18 protein-coding genes and 2 pseudogenes are annotated in these 22131 nt (G+C 37.9%); all 20 read left to right on the plus strand.

Annotation, left to right across the window (positions count from 1 at the left end; all coding sequences use genetic code 11):
• Positions 1–48 precede the first annotated feature (48 nt).
• Positions 49–921 carry a tyrosine recombinase XerC gene (locus ACZ2V4_RS00550; RefSeq protein WP_413475303.1) on the plus strand — a complete coding sequence of 291 codons (873 nt, stop codon included), beginning with the start codon at positions 49–51 and terminating at the stop codon, positions 919–921.
• A gap of 11 nt (positions 922–932) precedes the next feature.
• A complete protein-coding gene (gene hslV, locus ACZ2V4_RS00555) occupies positions 933–1475 on the plus strand; it encodes an ATP-dependent protease subunit HslV (protein ID WP_413475302.1) in 543 nt (180 codons plus the stop codon).
• Between the two features lie 10 nt (positions 1476–1485).
• Entirely contained in the window at positions 1486–2859 is a 1374-nt protein-coding gene (gene hslU / locus ACZ2V4_RS00560) for an ATP-dependent protease ATPase subunit HslU (protein ID WP_219494650.1), read from the plus strand.
• Between the two features lie 16 nt (positions 2860–2875).
• The gene (codY, locus tag ACZ2V4_RS00565; RefSeq protein WP_420494367.1) at positions 2876–3649 is read left to right on the plus strand and encodes a GTP-sensing pleiotropic transcriptional regulator CodY; all 774 of its coding nucleotides are present in this window, start codon (positions 2876–2878) and stop codon (positions 3647–3649) included.
• A 208-nt stretch (positions 3650–3857) separates the two neighbouring features.
• A complete protein-coding gene (gene rpsB, locus ACZ2V4_RS00570) occupies positions 3858–4625 on the plus strand; it encodes a 30S ribosomal protein S2 (RefSeq protein WP_086038570.1) in 768 nt (255 codons plus the stop codon).
• Between the two features lie 125 nt (positions 4626–4750).
• A complete protein-coding gene (tsf, locus tag ACZ2V4_RS00575; RefSeq protein ID WP_219494655.1) occupies positions 4751–5632 on the plus strand; it encodes a translation elongation factor Ts in 882 nt (293 codons plus the stop codon).
• 144 nt (positions 5633–5776) lie between these two features.
• Positions 5777–6499 (plus strand): UMP kinase, encoded by a 723-nt coding sequence (pyrH, locus tag ACZ2V4_RS00580; RefSeq protein WP_420494368.1) that lies wholly within the window; start codon positions 5777–5779, stop codon positions 6497–6499.
• Positions 6500–6524: 25 nt separating this feature from the next.
• Positions 6525–7082, plus strand: a complete 558-nt coding sequence (frr, locus tag ACZ2V4_RS00585; RefSeq protein ID WP_420494369.1) for a ribosome recycling factor — start codon at positions 6525–6527, stop codon at positions 7080–7082.
• Positions 7083–7222: 140 nt separating this feature from the next.
• Positions 7223–7972 (plus strand): undecaprenyl pyrophosphate synthase, encoded by a 750-nt coding sequence (gene uppS, locus ACZ2V4_RS00590; protein WP_283721623.1) that lies wholly within the window; start codon positions 7223–7225, stop codon positions 7970–7972.
• Between the two features lie 10 nt (positions 7973–7982).
• On the plus strand, positions 7983–8768 hold the full coding sequence (locus tag ACZ2V4_RS00595) for a phosphatidate cytidylyltransferase (protein WP_099483165.1): 786 nt from the start codon (positions 7983–7985) through the stop codon (positions 8766–8768).
• A gap of 156 nt (positions 8769–8924) precedes the next feature.
• Positions 8925–10055, plus strand: a complete 1131-nt coding sequence (locus ACZ2V4_RS00600) for a 1-deoxy-D-xylulose-5-phosphate reductoisomerase (protein WP_420494370.1) — start codon at positions 8925–8927, stop codon at positions 10053–10055.
• A 2-nt stretch (positions 10056–10057) separates the two neighbouring features.
• A complete protein-coding gene (rseP, locus tag ACZ2V4_RS00605) occupies positions 10058–11338 on the plus strand; it encodes an RIP metalloprotease RseP (RefSeq protein WP_219494664.1) in 1281 nt (426 codons plus the stop codon).
• A gap of 83 nt (positions 11339–11421) precedes the next feature.
• Positions 11422–13128: a proline--tRNA ligase gene (locus ACZ2V4_RS00610; RefSeq protein ID WP_490514360.1), complete on the plus strand. Its 1707-nt coding sequence runs from the start codon at positions 11422–11424 to the stop codon at positions 13126–13128.
• A 71-nt stretch (positions 13129–13199) separates the two neighbouring features.
• Positions 13200–17504, plus strand: a complete 4305-nt coding sequence (locus ACZ2V4_RS00615; protein WP_490514361.1) for a PolC-type DNA polymerase III — start codon at positions 13200–13202, stop codon at positions 17502–17504.
• A 114-nt stretch (positions 17505–17618) separates the two neighbouring features.
• Positions 17619–18086, plus strand: coding sequence for a ribosome maturation factor RimP (rimP, locus tag ACZ2V4_RS00620; protein ID WP_219494667.1), 468 nt, complete (start codon positions 17619–17621; stop codon positions 18084–18086).
• 9 nt (positions 18087–18095) lie between these two features.
• Positions 18096–19157 carry a transcription termination factor NusA gene (gene nusA / locus ACZ2V4_RS00625; RefSeq protein WP_219494669.1) on the plus strand — a complete coding sequence of 354 codons (1062 nt, stop codon included), beginning with the start codon at positions 18096–18098 and terminating at the stop codon, positions 19155–19157.
• Positions 19158–19167: 10 nt separating this feature from the next.
• A complete protein-coding gene (rnpM, locus tag ACZ2V4_RS00630; protein ID WP_219494671.1) occupies positions 19168–19455 on the plus strand; it encodes an RNase P modulator RnpM in 288 nt (95 codons plus the stop codon).
• Positions 19452–19784 carry a YlxQ family RNA-binding protein gene (locus ACZ2V4_RS00635; RefSeq protein WP_219494672.1) on the plus strand — a complete coding sequence of 111 codons (333 nt, stop codon included), beginning with the start codon at positions 19452–19454 and terminating at the stop codon, positions 19782–19784. Before rnpM ends, ACZ2V4_RS00635 begins: the two co-directional genes overlap by 4 nt.
• Positions 19777–19939 (plus strand): annotated as a pseudogene (locus ACZ2V4_RS00640) (translation initiation factor IF-2 N-terminal domain-containing protein); the annotation flags it as partial. The gene ACZ2V4_RS00635 and the pseudogene ACZ2V4_RS00640, both read left to right, overlap by 8 nt.
• A gap of 185 nt (positions 19940–20124) precedes the next feature.
• Positions 20125–21957: pseudogene (gene infB, locus ACZ2V4_RS00645) on the plus strand (translation initiation factor IF-2); the annotation flags it as partial.
• Between the last annotated feature and the right edge of the window lie 174 nt (positions 21958–22131).

The raw sequence follows: 22131 nt of genomic DNA on the forward strand, positions 1-22131 counted from the left end.
TGTGTCAATTTTAAATTGTGATAGAATTCAGATAAATAGGAGGACTGTATGGATACTAATGATTTGCAAAGATTCTTAACTTACTTGAAGAATGAGCGTAATTTTTCAGACCATACTGTTACCGCCTATAAAAATGATGTACTGCAGTTTATTGCGTTTTTAGAACACGAACAGTTAGAGTTTAGAACTTTTGAATATCGTGATGCGAGAAATTACCTCGTGAGTCAATATAACAAAGGGCTTGAACGTACGACGGTGTCGAGAAGAATTTCTGCGTTACGCTCTTTTTATGGGTTTTTATATGATGGAGACGAAAGCAATCCCTTTGTACAACTTGTTCATCCGAAACAAAAGAAGTATCTGCCTGAATTCTTCTATGAAAAAGAGATGACTTTATTGTTTAATAGTATCGACATGTCAAAACCGTTCGCAGTAAGAGATAAATTCATACTTGAGATGCTGTATGCTACAGGTATGCGTGTTTCAGAGTTTATTGAGCTGAAGAGTGATGCATTCGATCTAGGACTTATGACAGTAAAGGTGATGGGGAAAGGGCGTAAAGAAAGAATTATTCCTTATGGTGCCTATGCACATCAGTCATTACTGGATTATCTGGATTTTAGAAACAGCAAGGTGATAACGCATGACTATTTACTGATCAATCAGCGGGGTGGTCCTCTCACCGCTAGGGGACTGACATATATTCTTGATATGCTGATTAAGAGGAGCAGTGCGGATGGACATATCCATCCCCATAAATTAAGACATACATTCGCAACACACTTATTGAATAATGGAGCAGATTTGCGTACTGTTCAGGAATTGCTTGGCCATGTCAATTTATCGACAACGAGCAAATATACGCATATAACGAAAGCGCACTTAAGAAATTCATATTTAAACGCACATCCAAGAGCATAAGGAGTGAAAGAATGAATAATCAATTACATGCTACGACAATTTTTGCAATCAGACATAATGGTCGGGCGGCGATGAGTGGTGATGGTCAAGTGACACTCGGCCAACAGGTCATTATGAAACAGACTGCAAGAAAAGTGAGAAGACTTTTTAATGATGAAGTCGTGGCAGGATTTGCCGGCAGTGTTGCAGATGCATTTACGTTATTTGAAATGTTTGAAGCAAAACTTCATGAATATAATGGTAATTTATCACGTGCAGCAGTTGAGCTTGCCAAAGAATGGCGTGGCGACAAAATGTTACGTCAACTTGAAGCGATGCTGATTGTTATGAACAAAGATGAACTGCTTGTCGTGAGTGGTACAGGCGAAGTGATCCAGCCTGATGATGATATTATTGCGATTGGTTCAGGTGGGAATTATGCGCTAAGTGCGGGGCGTGCATTAAAGCGTCATGCAAGCACATTGAGCGCACGCGATATCGCACAGGCTTCTTTAGAAACAGCAGCTGATATATGTGTATTCACAAATCATAATATTATTATTGAAGAAATTTAGGAGGCAAATCATGAAGTCAGCGAACTTAACGCCAAGACAAATCGTTAGTCATCTTGATGAACATATTATCGGTCAGCAGGATGCAAAGAGGAAAGTGGCGGTAAGCTTGAGAAATCGTTACCGTCGTATGGCACTAGATGATGAGATTCAAAAGGAAGTTATTCCTAAGAACATATTGATGATTGGGCCAACGGGTGTCGGTAAAACAGAGATAGCGAGACGAATGGCAAAGCTAGTTGGTGCGCCTTTCGTAAAAGTAGAAGCAACTAAATATACAGAAGTCGGTTATGTAGGTCGCGATGTTGAAAGTATGATAAGGGATCTTACAGAAAATGGTGTCAGGTTAATTAAAGAGAAGAAAAAACAGGAAGTTCTAGAAGAAGCTAAACGAAATGCAGAAGAACGCCTTGTTAAGTTGCTCGTTCCGGCGATGAAGAAAAAAGAAAATAAAGCTGGAAATCCATTTGAAATGCTGTTCAATCAAACTATCCAAGAAGAAGAAGATGCACCAGATGAGCATGTAAAATTAAAACGTAAAGATATTCAAGTTCAGCTGAAAGCAGGAAAATTAGAAGATGAAACTGTCAAGATTAAAGTAGACCAAGAATTTAAAGGACTGAATATGTTCGGTATGGATATGCAGAACAATCAAATGCAGGATATGTTCAGTCAGATGATGCCAAAGAAGAAGGTTGAACGTACGTTAAAGGTTTCAGATGCAAGGGACGTTCTGATTGATGAAGAAGCAACAAAGCTGATCGATGAAGAATCAATGCATAGTGAAGCTGTAGCCTTAACTGAGCAGTTAGGAATTGTATTTATCGATGAAATAGATAAGATAGCCGGAGGTAATCAAGGGCCGGATGTTTCAAGACAAGGTGTTCAGCGTGATATATTACCGATTGTTGAAGGTAGTGTAGTTCAGACGAAGTATGGAGCTGTTAATACTGAACACATCCTATTCATAGGTGCTGGGGCTTTCCATGTGTCCAAACCGAGCGACCTGATTCCAGAGTTACAAGGAAGATTCCCGATTCGTGTGGAACTTGATAAGCTTTCAGTAGATGATTTCAAAAGAATACTAAAAGAACCGAAACTATCACTTTTAAAACAGTATGAAAGTTTGCTGGCGACAGAAGATGTTACTATCCAGTTTACGGATGAAGCGATTGACAGACTTGCGGAAATGTCCTATGAAGTGAATCAGGAAACAGATAATATTGGTGCAAGACGCCTACATACAATTTTAGAAAAGATGCTTGAGGATCTGCTGTTTGAGGCTTCGGAAATGCCGAATGCACATGTAGATATTACTGCGCAATATGTCGATGCTAAACTAGGAAATATTACAAAAAATAAAAATTTAAGTGAATTTATACTTTAAAGGAGTGCCTTTTAATATGGGATTATTACAAAAAACGAGAAAGATTAACAAACTTTTACAGGAGCATAAAGGGATTGCAGTTGATTTTAAAGAAATGGCAGATTATCTTGGTTCAACGATGCAATCTAATGTGTTCATCTTATCACGTCGCGGAAAATTATTAGGTTTTGGTGTTAATGAACTACTTAAGAACGAACGCATCATCAAGATGCTTGAGGAACGTCAGTTTCCAGAAGCGTATGTCGAGCTACTTTTAAATATTGATGAGACAAAGAGCAATATTCAAATAGAAAATGACCTTTCTGTGTTCCCATCTGAAAATGCAGACTTATTCGCTCAGTCTAATACGGTTATTATCCCGATAAAAGGGGGCGGTACACGTCTTGGAACGCTTGTGTTAGGTCGTGTAGATAGAGCGTTTGATGATGAGGATCTCGTACTAGGAGAATATGCAGCTACTGTAGTAGGTATGGAAATTCTGCGTGAAAAGCACGCTGATGTTGAAAAGCTTGCGAGAGATAAAGCAGCAATTAATATGGCTATTAATTCACTATCGTATTCAGAGAAAGAAGCGATTGAACATATCTTTGAAGAATTAGGGGCATCAGAAGGATTACTTGTTGCTTCTAAAGTAGCAGATAGAGTCGGAATCACACGTTCGGTTATCGTTAATGCACTCCGTAAGCTTGAAAGCGCAGGAGTTATTGAATCGCGATCGCTTGGTATGAAAGGTACATTTATCAAAATTAAAAAAGAACATTTCTTAGAGGAACTATCTGCGTCACATTAATCAATGTGATAAATATACAAACTTATAAGAGATAATTTATGTTTCTTTTAATTTTTATTATTGAATGTAATATTGATTTATGTTATATTAATCTATGGCTAAAAAGCCAAATTCACACATTACAGATAAGTATTTCGGACGGTGCAACATCTGTTGTTTCTGAAATTGCCTGTAATGGCGGAATAAAACCAATTAGGAGGAAATTAAAATGGCAGTAATCTCAATGAAACAATTGCTAGAAGCTGGTGTTCACTTCGGTCACCAAACACGTCGCTGGAATCCAAAAATGAAGAAATATATCTTCACTGAAAGAAATGGTATTTATATCATCGATCTTCAAAAAACAGTTAAGAAAGTTGAAGAAGCATACAACTTCGTAAAATCTATTTCTGAAGAAGGCGGTACTGTATTATTCGTAGGTACTAAAAAACAAGCACAAGAAGCAATCAAAGAAGAAGCGGAACGTGCAGGTCAATTCTTCATCAACGAACGTTGGTTAGGTGGAACATTAACGAACTACAAAACAATTTCTAAACGTGTAAAACGTATTTCAGAAATTGAAAAAATGGAAGAAGACGGTACTTTTGACGTACTTCCTAAAAAAGAAGTAGTTGAACTTAAAAAAGAATATGATCGTTTAATCAAATTCTTAGGTGGAATTCGTGAAATGAAATCTATGCCTTCAGCATTATTCGTAGTAGACCCTCGTAAAGAGCGTAACGCGATTGCAGAAGCTAAGAAATTACACATTCCAATCGTTGGTATCGTAGATACAAACTGTGATCCAGATGAAATCGATTACGTAATCCCTGCAAACGATGATGCGATTCGTGCCGTTAAATTATTAACTGGTAAAATGGCTGATGCAATCTTAGAAGGTCGTCAAGGCGTATCTAACGAAGAAGTTGCAGCTGAACAAAATATTGATTTATCTGAAGAAGCAGAAGTTAAAGCAGAAGAAACAACTGAAGCTTAATTGAAATAAAAGTGATAAGTGTATAACATTTATCACTTTTTTTAAAAGCTAAAGCATTTGCTTTAGTTTTAATTAAAATTTTAGTAAAATAAAACCGTAAACATAAATCTTTGGAGGTATTATACATGGCTATTACAGCACAATTAGTTAAACAATTACGTGAAAGAACAGGCGCAGGTATGATGGACTGCAAAAAAGCATTAACTGAAACAAACGGAGATATCGACGCAGCAGTTGACTACTTACGTGAAAAAGGAATTGCGAAAGCTGCTAAAAAAGCTGACCGTATCGCTGCTGAAGGTACAACTTATGTTGCTTCTAGTGGCAACACTGCAGTTTTATTAGAGTTAAACTCTGAAACAGACTTCGTTGCACGTAATGAAGGTTTCCAAGCATTAGTTAAAGAAATGGCAGATCACATTCTAGCAACTAAACCAGCTGATCTTGATGCATTAATGGCGTCTGAAATCGAAGCAGGTAAAAATGTTGAAACTAAATTGAACGAAGCAATTTCTACAATCGGTGAGAAATTAACTTTACGTCGTTTCGTATTAGCTGAAAAAACAGATGCAGATGCATTTGGTGAATACTTACACATGGGTGGACGTATTGGAGTATTAGCAGTAGTTGAAAATTCAACTGATGCTGAAGCTGCAAAAGACGTTGCAATGCACATCGCTGCATTAAATCCGAAGTTCGTTTCTCGTGAACAAGTTTCTGCTGAAGAATTAGAACACGAAAAAGAAATTTTAAAACAACAAGCATTAAATGAAGGTAAACCAGAAAATATCGTTGAAAAAATGGTAGAAGGTCGTCTACGTAAATATTTAGAAGAAATTTGTGTGGTTGATCAGCCATTCGTTAAAAATCCAGATCAAACTGTTGCTGAATTCTTAAAATCAAAAGGTGGTTCATTAAAATCATTCGTACGTTATGAAGTTGGAGAAGGTATCGAGAAACGTCAAGATAACTTTGCTGATGAAGTAATGGGGCAAATGGGTAAATAATGTTCTGATAAAGACACTTCGGTGTCTTTTTTTATACATAAAAGGTTAGAAAAACTACATATAATGATTTATTTAACAGAAGATTATTGATATAATGGCTATAGTTTTGTGTACAGTACACATATTTTGAGAGGACGGGTAATAATGATTGAAACTTCTAAATATAAACGTGTCGTATTAAAGTTGAGTGGAGAAGCGCTTGCTGGAGAAACAGGCTTTGGCATTAATCCGTTTGTGATTAAAAGTGTTGCGAAACAAGTGGCAGAAGTAGCGAAGATGGATTGTGAGATTGCTGTAATCGTAGGCGGTGGTAACATATGGCGCGGTAAAACAGGAAGTGACCTAGGTATGGACCGCGGTACTGCTGACTACATGGGGATGCTTGCTACGGTAATGAATTCATTAGCATTACAGGACTCTTTAGAACAATTGGATTGTGACACGCGTGTGCTAACTTCTATTGAAATGAAGCAAGTTGCAGAACCTTATATTCGACGTCGAGCGATACGCCATCTTGAGAAAGGTCGTGTTGTCATCTTCGCTGCTGGTATTGGAAATCCTTATTTCTCAACAGATACAACAGCTGCATTACGTGCTGCCGAGATGGAAGCAGATGTCATTCTGATGGGTAAGAATAACGTAGACGGTGTATATTCAGCTGATCCGAAACTAGATCCAAATGCGAAGAAATATGAAACCTTAACATATATCGAAATGTTACAAGAAGGTCTACAAGTAATGGATTCAACAGCAAGCTCATTCTGTATGGACAATGATATTCCACTCATGGTATTCTCAATTATGGAAGATGGTAATATTAAACGTGCAATTATGGGTGAAGAGATAGGGACTACCATCACAAAATAAAATATAGAATCAAAGGAGAAAAAGAATGACAACTGAAATTATGAATGAATTAAAATCAAAGATGGAAAAGAGTATCGAGAGCTTACAGCGTGACTTTGCTGCGATTCGTGCGGGCCATGCAAATGCTAATCTGTTAGATCGTGTATCTGTAGTTTATTACGGTGCTGAAACGCCAGTTCAGCAATTAGCAAGTATATCAGTTCCTGAACCAAGAATGCTTTTAGTTACGCCATATGATAAAACATCAATTGATGATATTTTAAAGGCAATTAATATGGCAAACCTTGGTGTTAACCCGACTTCAGACGGGAATGTAATCCGTATTACAATACCAGCTTTAACAGAAGAACGCCGTAAAGAACTCGTTAAAGAAGCTAAGAAAGAAGCAGAGAATTCAAAAATTGCGATTCGTAACATCCGTCGTGATGCGAACGATGCACTTAAAAAAGCTGAAAAAGCTGGAGACATTACTGAAGATGATTTAAAATCATTTTCTGATGATGTTCAAGCTGAAACTGATAAATTTATTAAAAAGATTGACGAATTAACTGCGTCTAAAGAAAAAGATATTTTAGAAGTATAGGGTACCTGTAATAAAATAAATTATAGTTTGAATAAATGGCGAGCCAAATCATTTTTGGCTCGACCTTTTTTTGTAATTTTCATGAATATACATATATCTTATGTTAAAATATATGAATAAGTTGAATTACGGAGGCGGCTATGTTCCCATTTAAGAAAAGGAAAGTGACAGAAAATATTCAAATGAGTAAAGCGCATATTCCGAAACACATTGCTATTATAATGGATGGTAATGGGAGATGGGCGAAAGCTAAGAAGATGCCGCGCATTAAAGGGCACTACGAAGGCATGCAGACAGTAAAGAAGATAACAGGACATGCAAGTGATCTCGGAGTAGAATATTTAACATTGTATGCATTTTCTACCGAAAACTGGTCACGACCTAAAGATGAAGTAAATTATTTAATGAAGTTACCAGGAGATTTCTTAAATACCTTTCTTCCGGAATTGATTGCAAAGAACGTAAAGGTGGAAACGATTGGATTTATTGATGATCTGCCAGAACACACAAAGAAGGCTGTACTAGAGGCGAAAGAAAGAACAAAGGATAATACAGGGTTAAAGTTAGTATTTGCATTAAATTATGGTGGCAGAAAAGAAATCATCTCTGCGGTACAGTTAATTGCAGAACAATATAAATCTGGAGAGCTTTCATTAGATGAAATCAATGAGTCTCAGTTTAATGAATTTTTATTTACTAAAAATATGCCGGATCCAGAACTTCTCATCCGTACATCTGGTGAAGAGCGCTTAAGTAACTTTCTAATCTGGCAATGTTCATATAGTGAGTTTGTGTTTGTAGATGAATACTGGCCGGACTTCACAGAACAAAGTTTAGATAAATGTATTTCAATATACCAGAATCGACATAGACGATTTGGTGGATTATAAGGAGTAAATCATGAAAACAAGAACGATTACTGCGATAATCGCAATGGCAATCTTTTTGCCCGTGGTTGTATATGGTAAGCTGCCACTATTAATTATGGCATACTTACTTGCGATTGTAGCGCTAAAAGAAGTGTTGAATATGAAGAATATTAAGCTTTATTCATTACCCGGTATTATTAGTGTAGTCGCAATATGTTTAATTATGTTACCAGAAAAAAGTAAGCTTGTTGCGCTCGATTATCAGGTTCCTTTTTTAATATTAATGAGTTTAATTATGCTGAGCTATACAGTGATGAGTAAGAATAGATTCAATTTCGTGGATGCTGCATTTTGTATGCTTGCAGTTGCATATATTGGGATTGGGTTTATGTATTTCTATGAAACGCGTAACAACGGTCTGATTTATATTTTATTCGCTTTACTTATCGTATGGGTAACAGATACAGGTGCATACATATTTGGACGTTTATTTGGCAAGAATAAGCTGTGGCCAGAAATCAGTCCCAATAAAACGATAGAAGGCTTTGTAGGAGGTATTCTAAGTTCTACTATAATAGCAATTATATTCAGTATCAATTATGATATGCCGCTATCGATCCTGCCACTGATTCTTTTAACTTGGTTATTCAGTATGTTCGGGCAGCTCGGTGATTTAGTGGAAAGTGCGCTAAAACGTCACTTTGATGTTAAAGATTCAGGTAATCTGTTGCCTGGACATGGCGGAATACTCGATCGCTTTGATTCTTTTATCTTTGTACTGCCTTTGATGAATATATTATTGATTAGTTTCAAATAAACAATCACAGCATTATTTTATACATAATAACCCAGTTCATGTTTTGCTAAATCGTGAACAGGGTTATTTTTTCATGTGATAAATGTATTTGAATGCTTATTATGATTGCAAGATTTATGATAGAATAAAGCTATTAAACGTAAAAAAGGTGAAACAATGAAAAACATAGGAATATTAGGTGCCAGCGGATCAGTTGGTACACAAGGATTAGATATAATTAGACAATATCCGCATGCTTACAAGCTTGTGAGTTTTTCGGTTGGTAAAAATATTGATCTGGCAAATGAAATTATTGAAGAATTTAGACCGGACATCTGCTGTGTACAAAATAAAGAAGATGTAGATATGATTAGATCAACGGCTATTAAAGTCGTATATGGTAATGACGGATTGATGGAAATAGCTGCATATCACAAAAATGATATGCTCTTAAATTCAATTATGGGGAGTGTCGGATTAAAGCCTACTGTTCATGCGATTAAACACGGCATCGATATTGCGCTTGCCAATAAAGAGACGCTTGTTGTTGCAGGTGAAATTATTATGCAGCTCGCCCGTGAAAATAATGTGAATATAATACCTGTAGACTCAGAGCATTCTGCAATCTTTCAGTGTTTAAATGGTGAAAATCATAAACATATTGAGAAACTGATTATTACAGCGAGTGGAGGTTCATTTAGAGATTTATCTCGCGCGGCACTGAAAGATGTTACTGTACAGGATGCACTGAAACACCCGAACTGGTCGATGGGTCAGAAGATTACAATTGATTCTGCGACAATGATGAATAAAGGACTTGAAGTCATTGAAGCAAGATGGCTGTTTGATATGCCAATCGATAAAATTGAAACTCTGTTACATAAGCAAAGTATCATACACTCAATGGTAGAGTTCAATGATACAAGTGTGATTGCCCAGCTTGGGACACCGGATATGCGTATGCCGATTCTTTATGCATTTAGTTATCCGGATCGTCTCGCACGTAAAGCAGAACGACTAAATCTTGCTGAAGTTGGTCAGCTGGACTTTAAGGCGATGGATTTTGATAGATATCGATGTCTGAAACTTGCATATGATGCAATCAGGATTGGTGGCACGATGCCAGTCGTAATGAATGCAGTCAACGAAGTTGTCGTGCAGCAGTTTTTAGATGAAGAGATTGACTTTTTAGATATTGAGACAATTATTGAACGTGAAATGAATGCACATGATGTGATACAAAGTCCAGATCTTGAAACCATTCTTGAAATTGATGCACAGTATAAGTCAAGAAAGTATGAGGTGTAGCGATGTTAGGATTATTAGCCTTTATATTAGTCTTCGGATTAATCGTTACCGTGCATGAACTTGGACATTTAATCTTCGCAAAACGTGCAGGTATTATGTGTCCGGAGTTTGCAATCGGTATGGGACCGAAGCTCTTCTCTTACAAGAAGAATGAAACGCTGTACACGATTCGTATGCTGCCAGTTGGTGGGTATGTGATGATGGCTGGAAGCGGCATGGAAGAAAATCCGCTAAAAGCAGGGATGAATGTTAATATTAAGAGGAATCCTAATGGCGAAGTGACGCATATTCTGCTTGATGAGCAGCATCAATTCCAGCAAATTGAACAAATTGAAGTCGTTGATAGTGATATGGATGATGCAATGTTTATTGAAGGTATCAATCAATATACGCAGCAGCAAGAGCATCTTCGTATTGCAGAACAGTCATATTTTGTCCGTGAAGGAGACTTGATTCAGATTGCTCCTCCGAGCAGACAGTTCAGAACGAAGAAACCATTGCCAAAGTTCTTAACATTATTTGCAGGACCATTCTTTAATTTTCTGTTGACACTTGTACTATGTATTATCATTGCATTTATGATAGGTTCTCCTACAAATGCTGTGAAAGAAGTAGCTGAAGATTCTCCTGCAATGAGTGCAGGACTGAAGGCTGGTGATAGAATAGTACAGCTCAATGATGAGAAGGTAAGTACATTTGGCGAAATAAAATCTTACCTTGCGAATAATGAGGGTAATCCGTTAAGCGTAACCGTTGAACGTGGAGACCGTGCTGAAAAGATAGAACTGAAACCTAAAAAGATTGTCACTCAGATTTCTAAAACAAAGAAAGAAACGACTTATCAGATCGGTTTCTTACCAGAAAGACAGTTTTCACTCACAGACCCATTTATAAATGGCTTTAATGAAACGATGCGCTATGCAACGCTGATTTTTACATTACTTATCGAACTGTTTACTTCTATATTTACAGGGAGTTTTTCATTTAATATGTTAAATGGACCTGTAGGTATCTATAAATTTACAGATACTGTTGCGCAGCAAGGACTTATCCCACTGCTTAATTTAGCAGCAATGCTTTCTATAAACATCGGGATTATGAATTTGATACCTGTTCCTGCTTTAGACGGCGGACGTATATTGTTTGTTCTGTATGAGGCTATATTCAGACGTCCTGTGAATAAACGTGTAGAGATGATTATCGTCGGAGCAGGGGTAATATTTATGTTCTTTGTGATGATAATGGTGACGTGGAACGATATTTCAAGATATTTCTTAAAATAAACAGCACTGCGCTGTTTATTTTTTGTTTGATTAATGATTATTTTATTATATGATATATGTATTATAGATTTTAGGAGGCAGCTATGAAACAGAGTAAGATGTTTATTCCAACATTAAGAGAAGTTCCAAGCGATGCAGATAGCAAAAGTCACCAGCTACTGCTTAAAGCAGGGATGATCAAACAAGTCGCAAGTGGTGTATACAGCTACTTACCGATTGCGAAACGTGTATTGAACAAGATTGAGGCTATCGTACGTGAAGAGATGGAAGCGATTGATGGTGTCGAAATACTAATGCCTGCCTTACAGCCTTCAGAGCTTTGGAGCGAATCTGGTCGCTGGCAAAGTTACGGCGCAGAGCTTATGCGTATGACAGACCGTCATGGTCGTGAATTTGCGCTTGGACCGACGCATGAAGAAATTATTACATCACTAGTGCGTGATGAATTAAAGTCTTATAAGAAGTTACCGGTAACGTTATTCCAGATTCAAAACAAGTTCCGTGATGAAAAGCGTCCTAGATTCGGATTGTTACGTGGCCGTGAATTTATTATGAAGGATGCATATAGCTTCCATGCGACAGAAGCATCACTTGATGAGACATATCAAGACATGTATGATGCATATTCCAAGATCTTTACACGACTTAATCTGCAGTTCCGTCCAGTTATCGCAGATAGTGGTGCAATTGGTGGCAGCCACACGCATGAATTTATGGCGTTAGCGGAAATTGGTGAAGATACGATTTGTTATACAGATGGCAGTGATTATGCAGCAAATATCGAAAAAGCAGAAGTCGTATACCATCCAAATAAGAAACATACAGAAGAGAAAGCATTAGAAAAAGTACATACGCTTGGTGTAAAAACAGCGCAGCAGTTAGCAGATTTCTTAAAGCGTGACTTAGATGAAATTGTGAAATCAATGATTGTTAAAGTCGATGACCAGTTTGTAATGTTCTTAATTCGTGGACATCATGAATTAAATGATATTAAGGTAAAATCATTCTTTGGAACTGAACATGTAGAGATGGCAACAGATGATGATATTCGTTCAATCTTAAATGCGAGTCCAGGTTCATTAGGCCCAGTAGGAGTTAATAAGATTGATATCTATGCAGATAACAGTGTACAGGATCTAAATAATTTAGCAGTCGGTGCAAATGAAGATGACTATCATTATGTGAATGCGAATGCCGATCGTGACTTTAACGTGAAAGCATATGGTGATTTCCGATTTATTTTAGAAGGTGAACCAGCTGCAGATGGTAGTGGTCCAGTTAAATTTGCTGAAGGTATTGAAATCGGACAAGTATTTAAACTCGGTACAAAATATAGTGAGAGCATGAATGCGACTTTCTTAAACGATCAAGGCCGAGCAGAGCCTATGATAATGGGATGTTACGGAATAGGCGTTTCACGTACATTATCAGCAGTAATCGAGCAGCATAATGATGACAAAGGTATTATATGGCCAACTGCTATTACCCCATATGAAGTGCATATCATCAGTGTGAATCCTAAGCAGGAAGCCCAAAAAAACCTTGCAGACCAGCTCTATGCTGCATATCGCACGCAGTATGAAGTACTGTATGATGACCGAGCAGAACGTGCGGGTGTGAAATTTAATGATGCAGATTTAATCGGAATACCGGTTCGTGTGGTGGTTGGGAAACAAGCAGCCGACGGTATTGTCGAGGTTAAGAACCGTCGTACTGGGGACGCTGTTGAAGTCCATATAGATGACTTACAAGAAACGATTCAATCAATTTATGCATCTTTTGAATCATAATTTGATATAATGAATAATAAAAGTAATACGCACCTGCGTGTTACTTTTTCATTTTGAAGGTGGTAAAAAACGTGACAATAAATAATAACGAAAAATTTAAAGTATTGTTAAAGCAGCTGCAGATTGAAGATTTATTTACAATACCTGATCTCGATGAAGCAGAACTCACTAAGATTGATGTTTATAAGAATGACCGTAGATGGCATATGTACTTTAAATTTCAAACGCACCTGCCATATGAATTATTTGCTCTGCTTAAATCTAAGATTAAAGAACATTTTGAACATATTGCAACAGTGACATTTGAAATAGAAGTATTGGATGCTCTTGATACAGAGAAACTCTGCGCATATATTCCTTATGCGATTAGCCAGACGAATATGAGTCCAAGTTTAAAGCATCAGTTAAATAGTAAAGCGTTTACATTCAGCGGTGATATATTAAAATTCAATGTGACGAATGATATCGAGAAAGTTCACTTTGAAAAGAACTGTAATGGCGCGCTTCTTAAAGCCTTTAAAGACGTAGGTTTTAATGTCTCACGTTGTGTATTTGAAGTGTCAGACAATGCTGAACAAGAAGAGCTGGCATCTTTAGAAGCGTATATACAGGAAGAAGAAGAAAATCATAGTAAAATATTAAGAGAAAAGATGATCGAACGAGAAAAACAGCGTAAAGAAGATGATGGCCCTGAAGTGACACGTTGTCAGATTGGGAAGCCGATACAAATTGAAAATGTTAAACGTATCGAATCCATTATCGAAGAAGAATATAAAGTTGCACTTGAAGGTGTAGTCTTCGATATCGATATTAAAGCACTAAAAAGCGGACGACATATCGTGCAGCTTAAAATAACAGATTACACAGATTCTTTAATCGTTAAGATGTTCACACGCAAAGGTAAAAACGACTTAGAGCATTTTGAGTCATTGAAAATTGGTGACTGGGTGCGTGTACAAGGTCGTATTGAAATGGACACCTTTGTACGAGATTTGGTCATGATGATGGATGATATCGAGGCCATCAAAAAACCTGAAAAGCAAGATAAAGCACAGGACAAACGTGTTGAATTCCATCTGCATAGTGCGATGAGCCAGATGGATGGTATTACGCATATCGGAAAATATGTTGCTCAAGCTGCAAAATGGGGCCACAAAGCAATCGCGGTAACTGATCATAACGGCTGTCAGGCATTTCCGGATGCACATGCTGCAGCAAGTGCAGCGGGCATTAAGATGATCTATGGTATAGAAGGGATGCTTGTCGATGAGGGTGTGAACATCAGTTACAAACCACAAGATATACCACTGAAAGATGCGACCTACGTTGTCTTTGACGTAGAGACAACAGGTTTAAGCTCACAATATGATAAAATTATTGAACTTGCGGCAGTTAAAGTGAAAGACGGAGAAATCATCGATAAGTTTGAGCGCTTTAGCAATCCCGGAGAACGTCTGAATGAAACGATTAAGAACTTGACTGGAATTACTGATGATATGCTTATAGATGCACCGCCAATCGAATCTGTATTGAAGGATTTTAAAGATTTTGTAGGGGATGCAATCTACGTGGCGCATAATGCAAGCTTTGATATGGGATTTATCGATACTGGTTTCGACCGTCTAGGATATGGAACAACGGAAAATGGTGTCATCGATACGTTAGAACTTTCAAGAACGATCAATACTGAAATGGGCAAACATGGCCTTAACTTTCTTGCCAAGAAGTATGGTGTAGAATTAACACAGCACCATAGAGCCATCTATGATGCTGAAACGACTGCGCATATCTTTGTGAAGATGTTAAAACAGATGGAAGCGCTTGGTGTTACGAATCACAAGGAGATTGACCTGAAGCTCTCAAATAAGGATGCTTATAAACGTGCGCGACCGATGCACGTAACATTAATCGTCCAGAATCAAAAAGGATTAAAGAATCTTTTCAAAATCGTAAGTGATTCTATGGTGGAATACTTCTATAGAACACCAAGAATCCCGCGCTCACTTTTAAATAAATATCGTGAAGGTATACTGGTCGGAAGTGCGTGTGATAACGGTGAAGTGTTTACGGCGGTGATGCAGAAGGATCAAGAAGAAGTTGAGAAAATTGCGCGCTACTATGATTATCTTGAAGTACAGCCAAAAGCACTATATCAGCATCTTTTAGATAAAGACTTAATCCGTGATAATGAAACGATGGAAGAAATCTATAAGCGTATCCTCGATGTTGGTGAAAAACTAGATATTCCAGTTCTAGCCACAGGTAATGTCCACTACTTAAATGAACACGATAAGATTGCACGTGAAATCTTGATTGCATCAAATCCGGGTAATCCGTTGAATAGGCAGACATTACCAGATGCACATTTTAGAACGACCGATGAAATGTTAGATGCCTTCCATTTCCTAGGAGAAGAGAAAGCTTATGAAATCGTCATTAAAAACACAAATGAACTTGCTGATCGTATAGAGACGGTTATTCCTATTCAGGATAAACTGTTTACACCGAATATCGACGGTGCAAATGAAGAAATTCGAGAGATGAGCTATGCACGTGCACGTAGTATATACGGGGAAGAACTTCCTGAAATTGTTGTTGCCAGATTAGAGAAGGAACTGGATAGTATAATAGGTAATGGATTTGCCGTTATATATTTAATTTCTCAGAAGCTCGTGAAGAAAAGTCTGGACGATGGCTACCTGGTAGGGAGTCGTGGTTCGGTTGGATCAAGTTTTGTAGCGACAATGACTGAAATCACTGAAGTCAATCCATTACCTCCGCATTATATTTGTCCGAAATGTAAATCAAGTCACTTCTTTGAAGATGGAAGCGTTGCGAGTGGTTTTGACTTACCCGATAAATCATGTCCATCATGTAATGTGCCATACATTAAAGAAGGGCAGGATATTCCATTTGAAACGTTCTTAGGATTTAAAGGCGATAAAGTTCCAGATATTGACTTAAACTTTAGCGGAGAATATCAGCCAATTGCGCATAACTATACAAAAGTACTATTTGGAGAAGATAAAGTGTTCCGGGCAGGTACGATTGGTACGGTTGCAGAGAAGACGGCATTTGGTTATGTGAAAGGCTATATGAATGATTCAGGTGCGCATAAACGTGGTGCTGAAATTGATAGGCTTGTAAAGTCATGTACGGGTGTCAAACGTACGACAGGACAGCATCCTGGCGGTATTATCGTTGTGCCAGACTATATGGACATCTATGATTTTACACCGATTCAATATCCTGCAGATGATCAGTCCAGTGCATGGAAAACGACTCATTTTGATTTCCATTCTATACATGATAATTTATTGAAGTTAGATATACTCGGACACGATGATCCTACGATGATTCGTATGCTACAGGATTTATCAGGTATGGATCCTAAGACAATTCCTGTCGATGATAAAGAAACGATGAAAATATTCTCGAGCCCTGAATCCTTAGGTGTCACTGAAGAGGATATATTATGTAAGACTGGAACCCTAGGTGTGCCAGAGTTTGGTACTGGCTTCGTGCGTCAAATGCTTGAAGATACAAAGCCTTCATCATTCAGTGAGCTCGTGCAGATTTCTGGATTATCTCATGGGACAGATGTATGGCTTGGCAATGCTCAAGAACTTATAAAGAGCGGGACATGTGATTTAAGTTCTGTTATCGGATGTCGTGATGATATTATGGTGTATTTAATGTATGCCGGCTTAGAACCATCACTTGCATTTAAGATTATGGAATCTGTGCGTAAGGGTAAGGGACTATCTGAAGAATTTGAAGCTGCAATGCGCGAGAATAAGGTGCCTGAATGGTATTTAGATTCATGCAAAAAGATTAAATATATGTTCCCGAAAGCCCATGCAGCGGCATATGTACTCATGGCAGTACGTATCGCATACTTTAAAGTGCATCATCCGTTATATTATTATGCAAGTTACTTTACTGTTCGTGCGAGTGACTTTGATTTATTGACGATGACGAAAGACAAGCATACGATTAAAGCAACAGTGAAAGATTACTATAGTCGTTTTCATGACCTCGGTAAGAAAGAGAAAGATGTACTCACAGTGCTTGAAATTACTAATGAAATGGCGCAGCGTGGCTTTAAGGTTCAGCCGATTTCACTGGAAAAAAGTACAGCCTTTGAATTCATCATTGAAGATGACACATTAATTCCGCCCTTTATCTCTGTTCCGGGTCTAGGTGAGAACGTTGCGAAACGCATTGTAGCAGCGAGAGACGAAGGACCATTCTTGTCAAAAGAAGAGCTGAATAAAAAAGCAGGCGTTTCTCAAAAGATCATTGATTATCTAGATGAACTCGGAAGTCTTTCTGGTATGCCTGATAAGGCACAGCTCTCAATTTTTGACTTGTAATTGTTTGATGAATGCACAACTTTATGTTATGATTTAATTGTTAAAGAAAATACTCTACTAGCGAAAAGAGTGGGAATCCCCGCTCTTTTCTTACGTTTATGTTAGGAGGATTATATGAGTAAAGTTACAGAACGCGTTGAAGCGATATGTCAGCCGGTAGTTGAATCTTTAGGGTTTGAACTTGTAGATGTGGAATATGTGAAAGAAGGTCCGGATTACTATCTACGTATCGCCATAGACAAACTAGGTGGTATCGATATTAGTGACTGTGCACTGGCAAGTGAAAAAATCAGTGAAGTGATGGATAAAGAAGACCCGATTACAGAAGCTTATTTCCTAGATGTTTCATCTCCAGGTGCAGAACGTCCGCTCAAAAAGGAAAAGGATTACGAGAACGCAATTGGTAAGCATGTCTATGTAAAACTTTATGAACCTGTTGAAGGGGATAAAGAATGGATCGGTGAATTAAAAGAAGTCTCAAAAGATACGATAACATTGTCAGCAAAGATTAAAACGAGAACAAAAGTGATTGAAATTGACCGTAAGCGTATTGCTAAGATTCGTCTTGCAGTCATTCTATAGGAGGCAGTTATGAAAAACAATGAATTATTAAATGCGATTGATTTTCTTGAGAAAGAAAAATCGATTCCAAGAGACGTATTAATAGAAACGATTGAAGCAGCTTTGATCACTGCTTATAAGAAAAACTATAATTCGGCCAACAATGTACGCGTTGAACTGAATATGGACAATGGAGCATACCGAGTATATTCACGTAAAGACGTAGTTGAAGAAGTAATGAATCCAAGAGATGAAGTAAGTCTTGAAACAGCATTATTGTCGAACCCCGCATATGAAATCGGCGATATATATGAAGAAGATGTTACACCAAAAGATTTTGGACGTGTTTCAGCACAAGCTGCAAAGCAAGCTGTACTACAAAGATTAAGAGATGCAGAACGTGGTATATTATATAATGAGTTTATCGATAAGGAAGATGATATTATGACTGGTATCATCGACCGTGTGGATCACCGTTATGTCTATGTGACTTTAGGTAAGACAGAGGCTGTTTTATCTGAAGCAGAAAGAAGTCCGAATGAAGTTTATCGTCCGACAGAACGTATTAAAGTCTATGTCAACAAAGTTGAGCAGACGACTAAAGGACCTCAAATCTTTGTGTCACGTAGTCATCCAGGATTATTAAAACGTTTATTCGAACAAGAAGTTCCTGAAATTTTTGATGGCACGGTAGTGGTGAAATCTGTAGCCCGTGAAGCAGGAGATCGCTCAAAGATCAGCGTCTATTCCGATAATCCTGATATCGATGCTGTGGGAGCATGTGTCGGTGCGAAAGGTGCTCGTGTTGAAGCGGTTGTGGAAGAACTCGGTGGAGAAAAAATTGACATTGTTGAATGGAGTGCAGATACAAAGACTTTCGTTAAGAACGCATTAAGTCCATCTCAAGTTGTCGATGTATTGGTAGATGAAGCGAATCAGTCAACAACAGTAATTGTTCCGGATTATCAGTTGTCGCTCGCTATTGGTAAGAAAGGTCAGAATGCACGTCTTGCTGCCAAGCTAACGGGTTGGAAGATTGATATTAAATCTGAGACAGATGCTAAAGAAGCGGGCATTTACCCGGCAGAATAGGGGGGGTTTAATGAAGCAGCGTAAAATACCCATGAGAAAATGTATTCTTTCTAATGAAATGAAACCTAAGAAAGAACTGATTCGTGTCGTTAAAAATAAAGAAGGCGAAATATTTGCAGATGCGACCGGTAAGCAAAATGGGCGTGGTGCATATGTTTCGATGGATTTAGATATCGTAAATAAAGCACGTGAAAAAAAGAAATTAGAACATTATTTCGAGACCGATGAAACGGTGATGAATCCAGTATATGATGAAATTATTCGACTCATCTATAGAGAGATGATTCCAAAACGATGACATCTAAAGATAAGTTATTAAACCTGCTAGGTCTTGCGATGCGTGCAAGAAAATTATCTACTGGAGAAGAGCTTGTATTAAATGATGTACGAAGTAAACGTGCTAAGCTCGTCATCATTTCTACAGACGCATCAAACAATACTATGAAAAATGTTTCGAACAAATGCCAGTCCTATCAAGTCGCTCTAGAACAAGTATGTACAAGGTATGAACTAGGCTATGCACTTGGTAAAGATGAACGTGTAACAATTGGCGTTCTGGATGCTGGATTTGCGAAGTCAATGAAAGCTTTGATTCGAGACATCAATGAGGAGAGAAGCTATGAGTAAAAAGAGAATATATGAATACGCAAAAGAAGTCAGCTTAAAAAGTAAAGATATTATCGATGCATTAAAGAAAATGAATATTGAAGCATCGAGTCATATGCAGGTAATCGAAGCAAAAGAAATCAGTGCATTAGATAAAATCTTCAAGAAATCTGATGCTAAAGCAGAAGTGAAACCTGAGCAAAAAGCTGAATCAAAAAAAGAAGAACCTAAAAAAGAACAGCCTAAAAAAGAAGAACAGAAAAAGCAAAGCGATCAGAAGAAGCCTCAAAATAATAATCAAAAACGTAATCCAAACCATCGTCCTGGAAGTCATAATAAACCAGGTACGGGCGGTCCATCTAAAAACAAAAAAGGTAAAGGCAAAGGTAAACAAAAACCTGAACCAAAACAAGAAGTACCTGTTGTAAAAGAAACACCATCTAAAATTACGTATGAAGAAGGCATTACAGTAGGAGAGCTGGCTGAAAAACTAGGTAAAGATGCTTCTGAAATCGTTAAAAATTTATTTATGGTTGGTATTATGGCTAATATCAACCAATCTTTAAATCAAGAAGCAATCGAACTTATTTGTGATGAGTATGGCGTAGAAGCTGAACTAGAAGTTGTTGTCGATGCAACAGACCTAGAAACATATTTTGAAGATGTAGATGCTAATGAAGAGGATATTATGGAACGTCCGCCTGTTGTTACAATTATGGGACACGTTGACCATGGTAAAACAACATTACTTGATTCCATCCGTAATACACGTGTTACTGCAGGAGAAGCAGGAGGAATCACACAGCATATCGGTGCATATCAAATTGAATATAATGATAAGCCTATTACATTCCTTGATACACCAGGACATGCTGCGTTTACGACTATGCGTGCACGTGGGGCGCAAGTAACAGATATCACAATATTAGTAGTAGCAGCTGATGATGGCGTAATGCCACAAACGGTTGAAGCCATTAACCATGCGAAAGCAGCAGAAGTACCAATCATCGTTGCTGTAAACAAAATTGATAAGCCAACTGCTAATCCAGACCGTGTAATGCAGGAACTTGGTGAGCACGGATTATATCCTGAAGATTGGGGCGGCGATACTATCTTCGTTCAAATCTCCGCAATTAAAGGTGACGGAATCGATGATTTACTAGAAATGATTCAGCTTGTAACTGAAGTTGAAGAATTAAAGGCAAATCCGAAACGTACAGCGATCGGAACTGTAATTGAAGCGGAATTAGACAAATCTCGTGGACCAGCTGCATCTTTACTTGTTCAAGATGGTACGCTTGAAATCGGAGACTCTATTGTTGTTGGTAATACGTTCGGTCGTGTCCGTGCAATGGTCAACGATCTTGGCAAACGTATCAAGACAGCTGGACCATCTTTACCAGTAGAAATTACTGGACTTCAAGATGTACCTTTAGCTGGAGATCGTTTTGTTGTATTTAAAGATGAGAAGAAAGCGCGTCGTATTGGTGAAGCACGTCAGCAGCAGAATATTTTAGCGCAGCGTCAGGAATCTCAAAAAGTTTCTCTTGATAACTTATTTGAACAGATGAAACAAGGTGAGATGAAAGACTTAAACGTTATCATCAAAGGTGATGTACAAGGTTCAGTTGAAGCGCTGGCAGCATCACTTATGAAAATTGATGTTGAAGGTGTTAACGTACGTATTATCCATACAGCAGTGGGTGCAATTAATGAATCTGATGTTACTTTAGCGTCTGCATCTAACGGTATTATCATTGGTTTCAACGTCCGCCCTGATGTTAATGCGAAACGTGCGGCAGAAGCTGAAGGTGTAGACATGCGTTTACACCGCATCATCTATAAAGTAATCGAAGAAATCGAAAGCGCGATGAAAGGGATGTTAGACCCTGAGTTTGAAGAAAAAGTGATCGGTCAGGCGGAAGTTCGTCAAACAATCAGTATTTCTAAAGTCGGTACAGTAGCCGGAAGTTATGTGACTGACGGTAAGATTACGCGTGATTCACAAGTACGTATCATTCGTGATGGTATCGTCGTTTACGAAGGTCAGGTTGATGCATTAAAACGTTTTAAAGACGATGTACGTGAAGTGGCACAAGGATATGAGTGCGGTATCACGATTGAAAACTTCAATGACATCAAAGAAGGCGACATCTTTGAGGCCTTTGTCATGGAAGAAATTAAACGCGTCTAATAAAGCTATTTCTGAGAGTTGAAAGAAGAGAAGACTAAACTTTTCAAATTACACTTTCAACGAAATATCAGGAAAATTTACAATGCGAGATTGCAACTTCTCAATAGTTGAAAGAAGTATGATATTGTAAGCTACAAATTAAAAACACTTTACTATTTAATTAAAATTATTTAA

It is taken from the genome of Macrococcus sp. CoH-51_TC_04 (assembly GCF_058188655.1).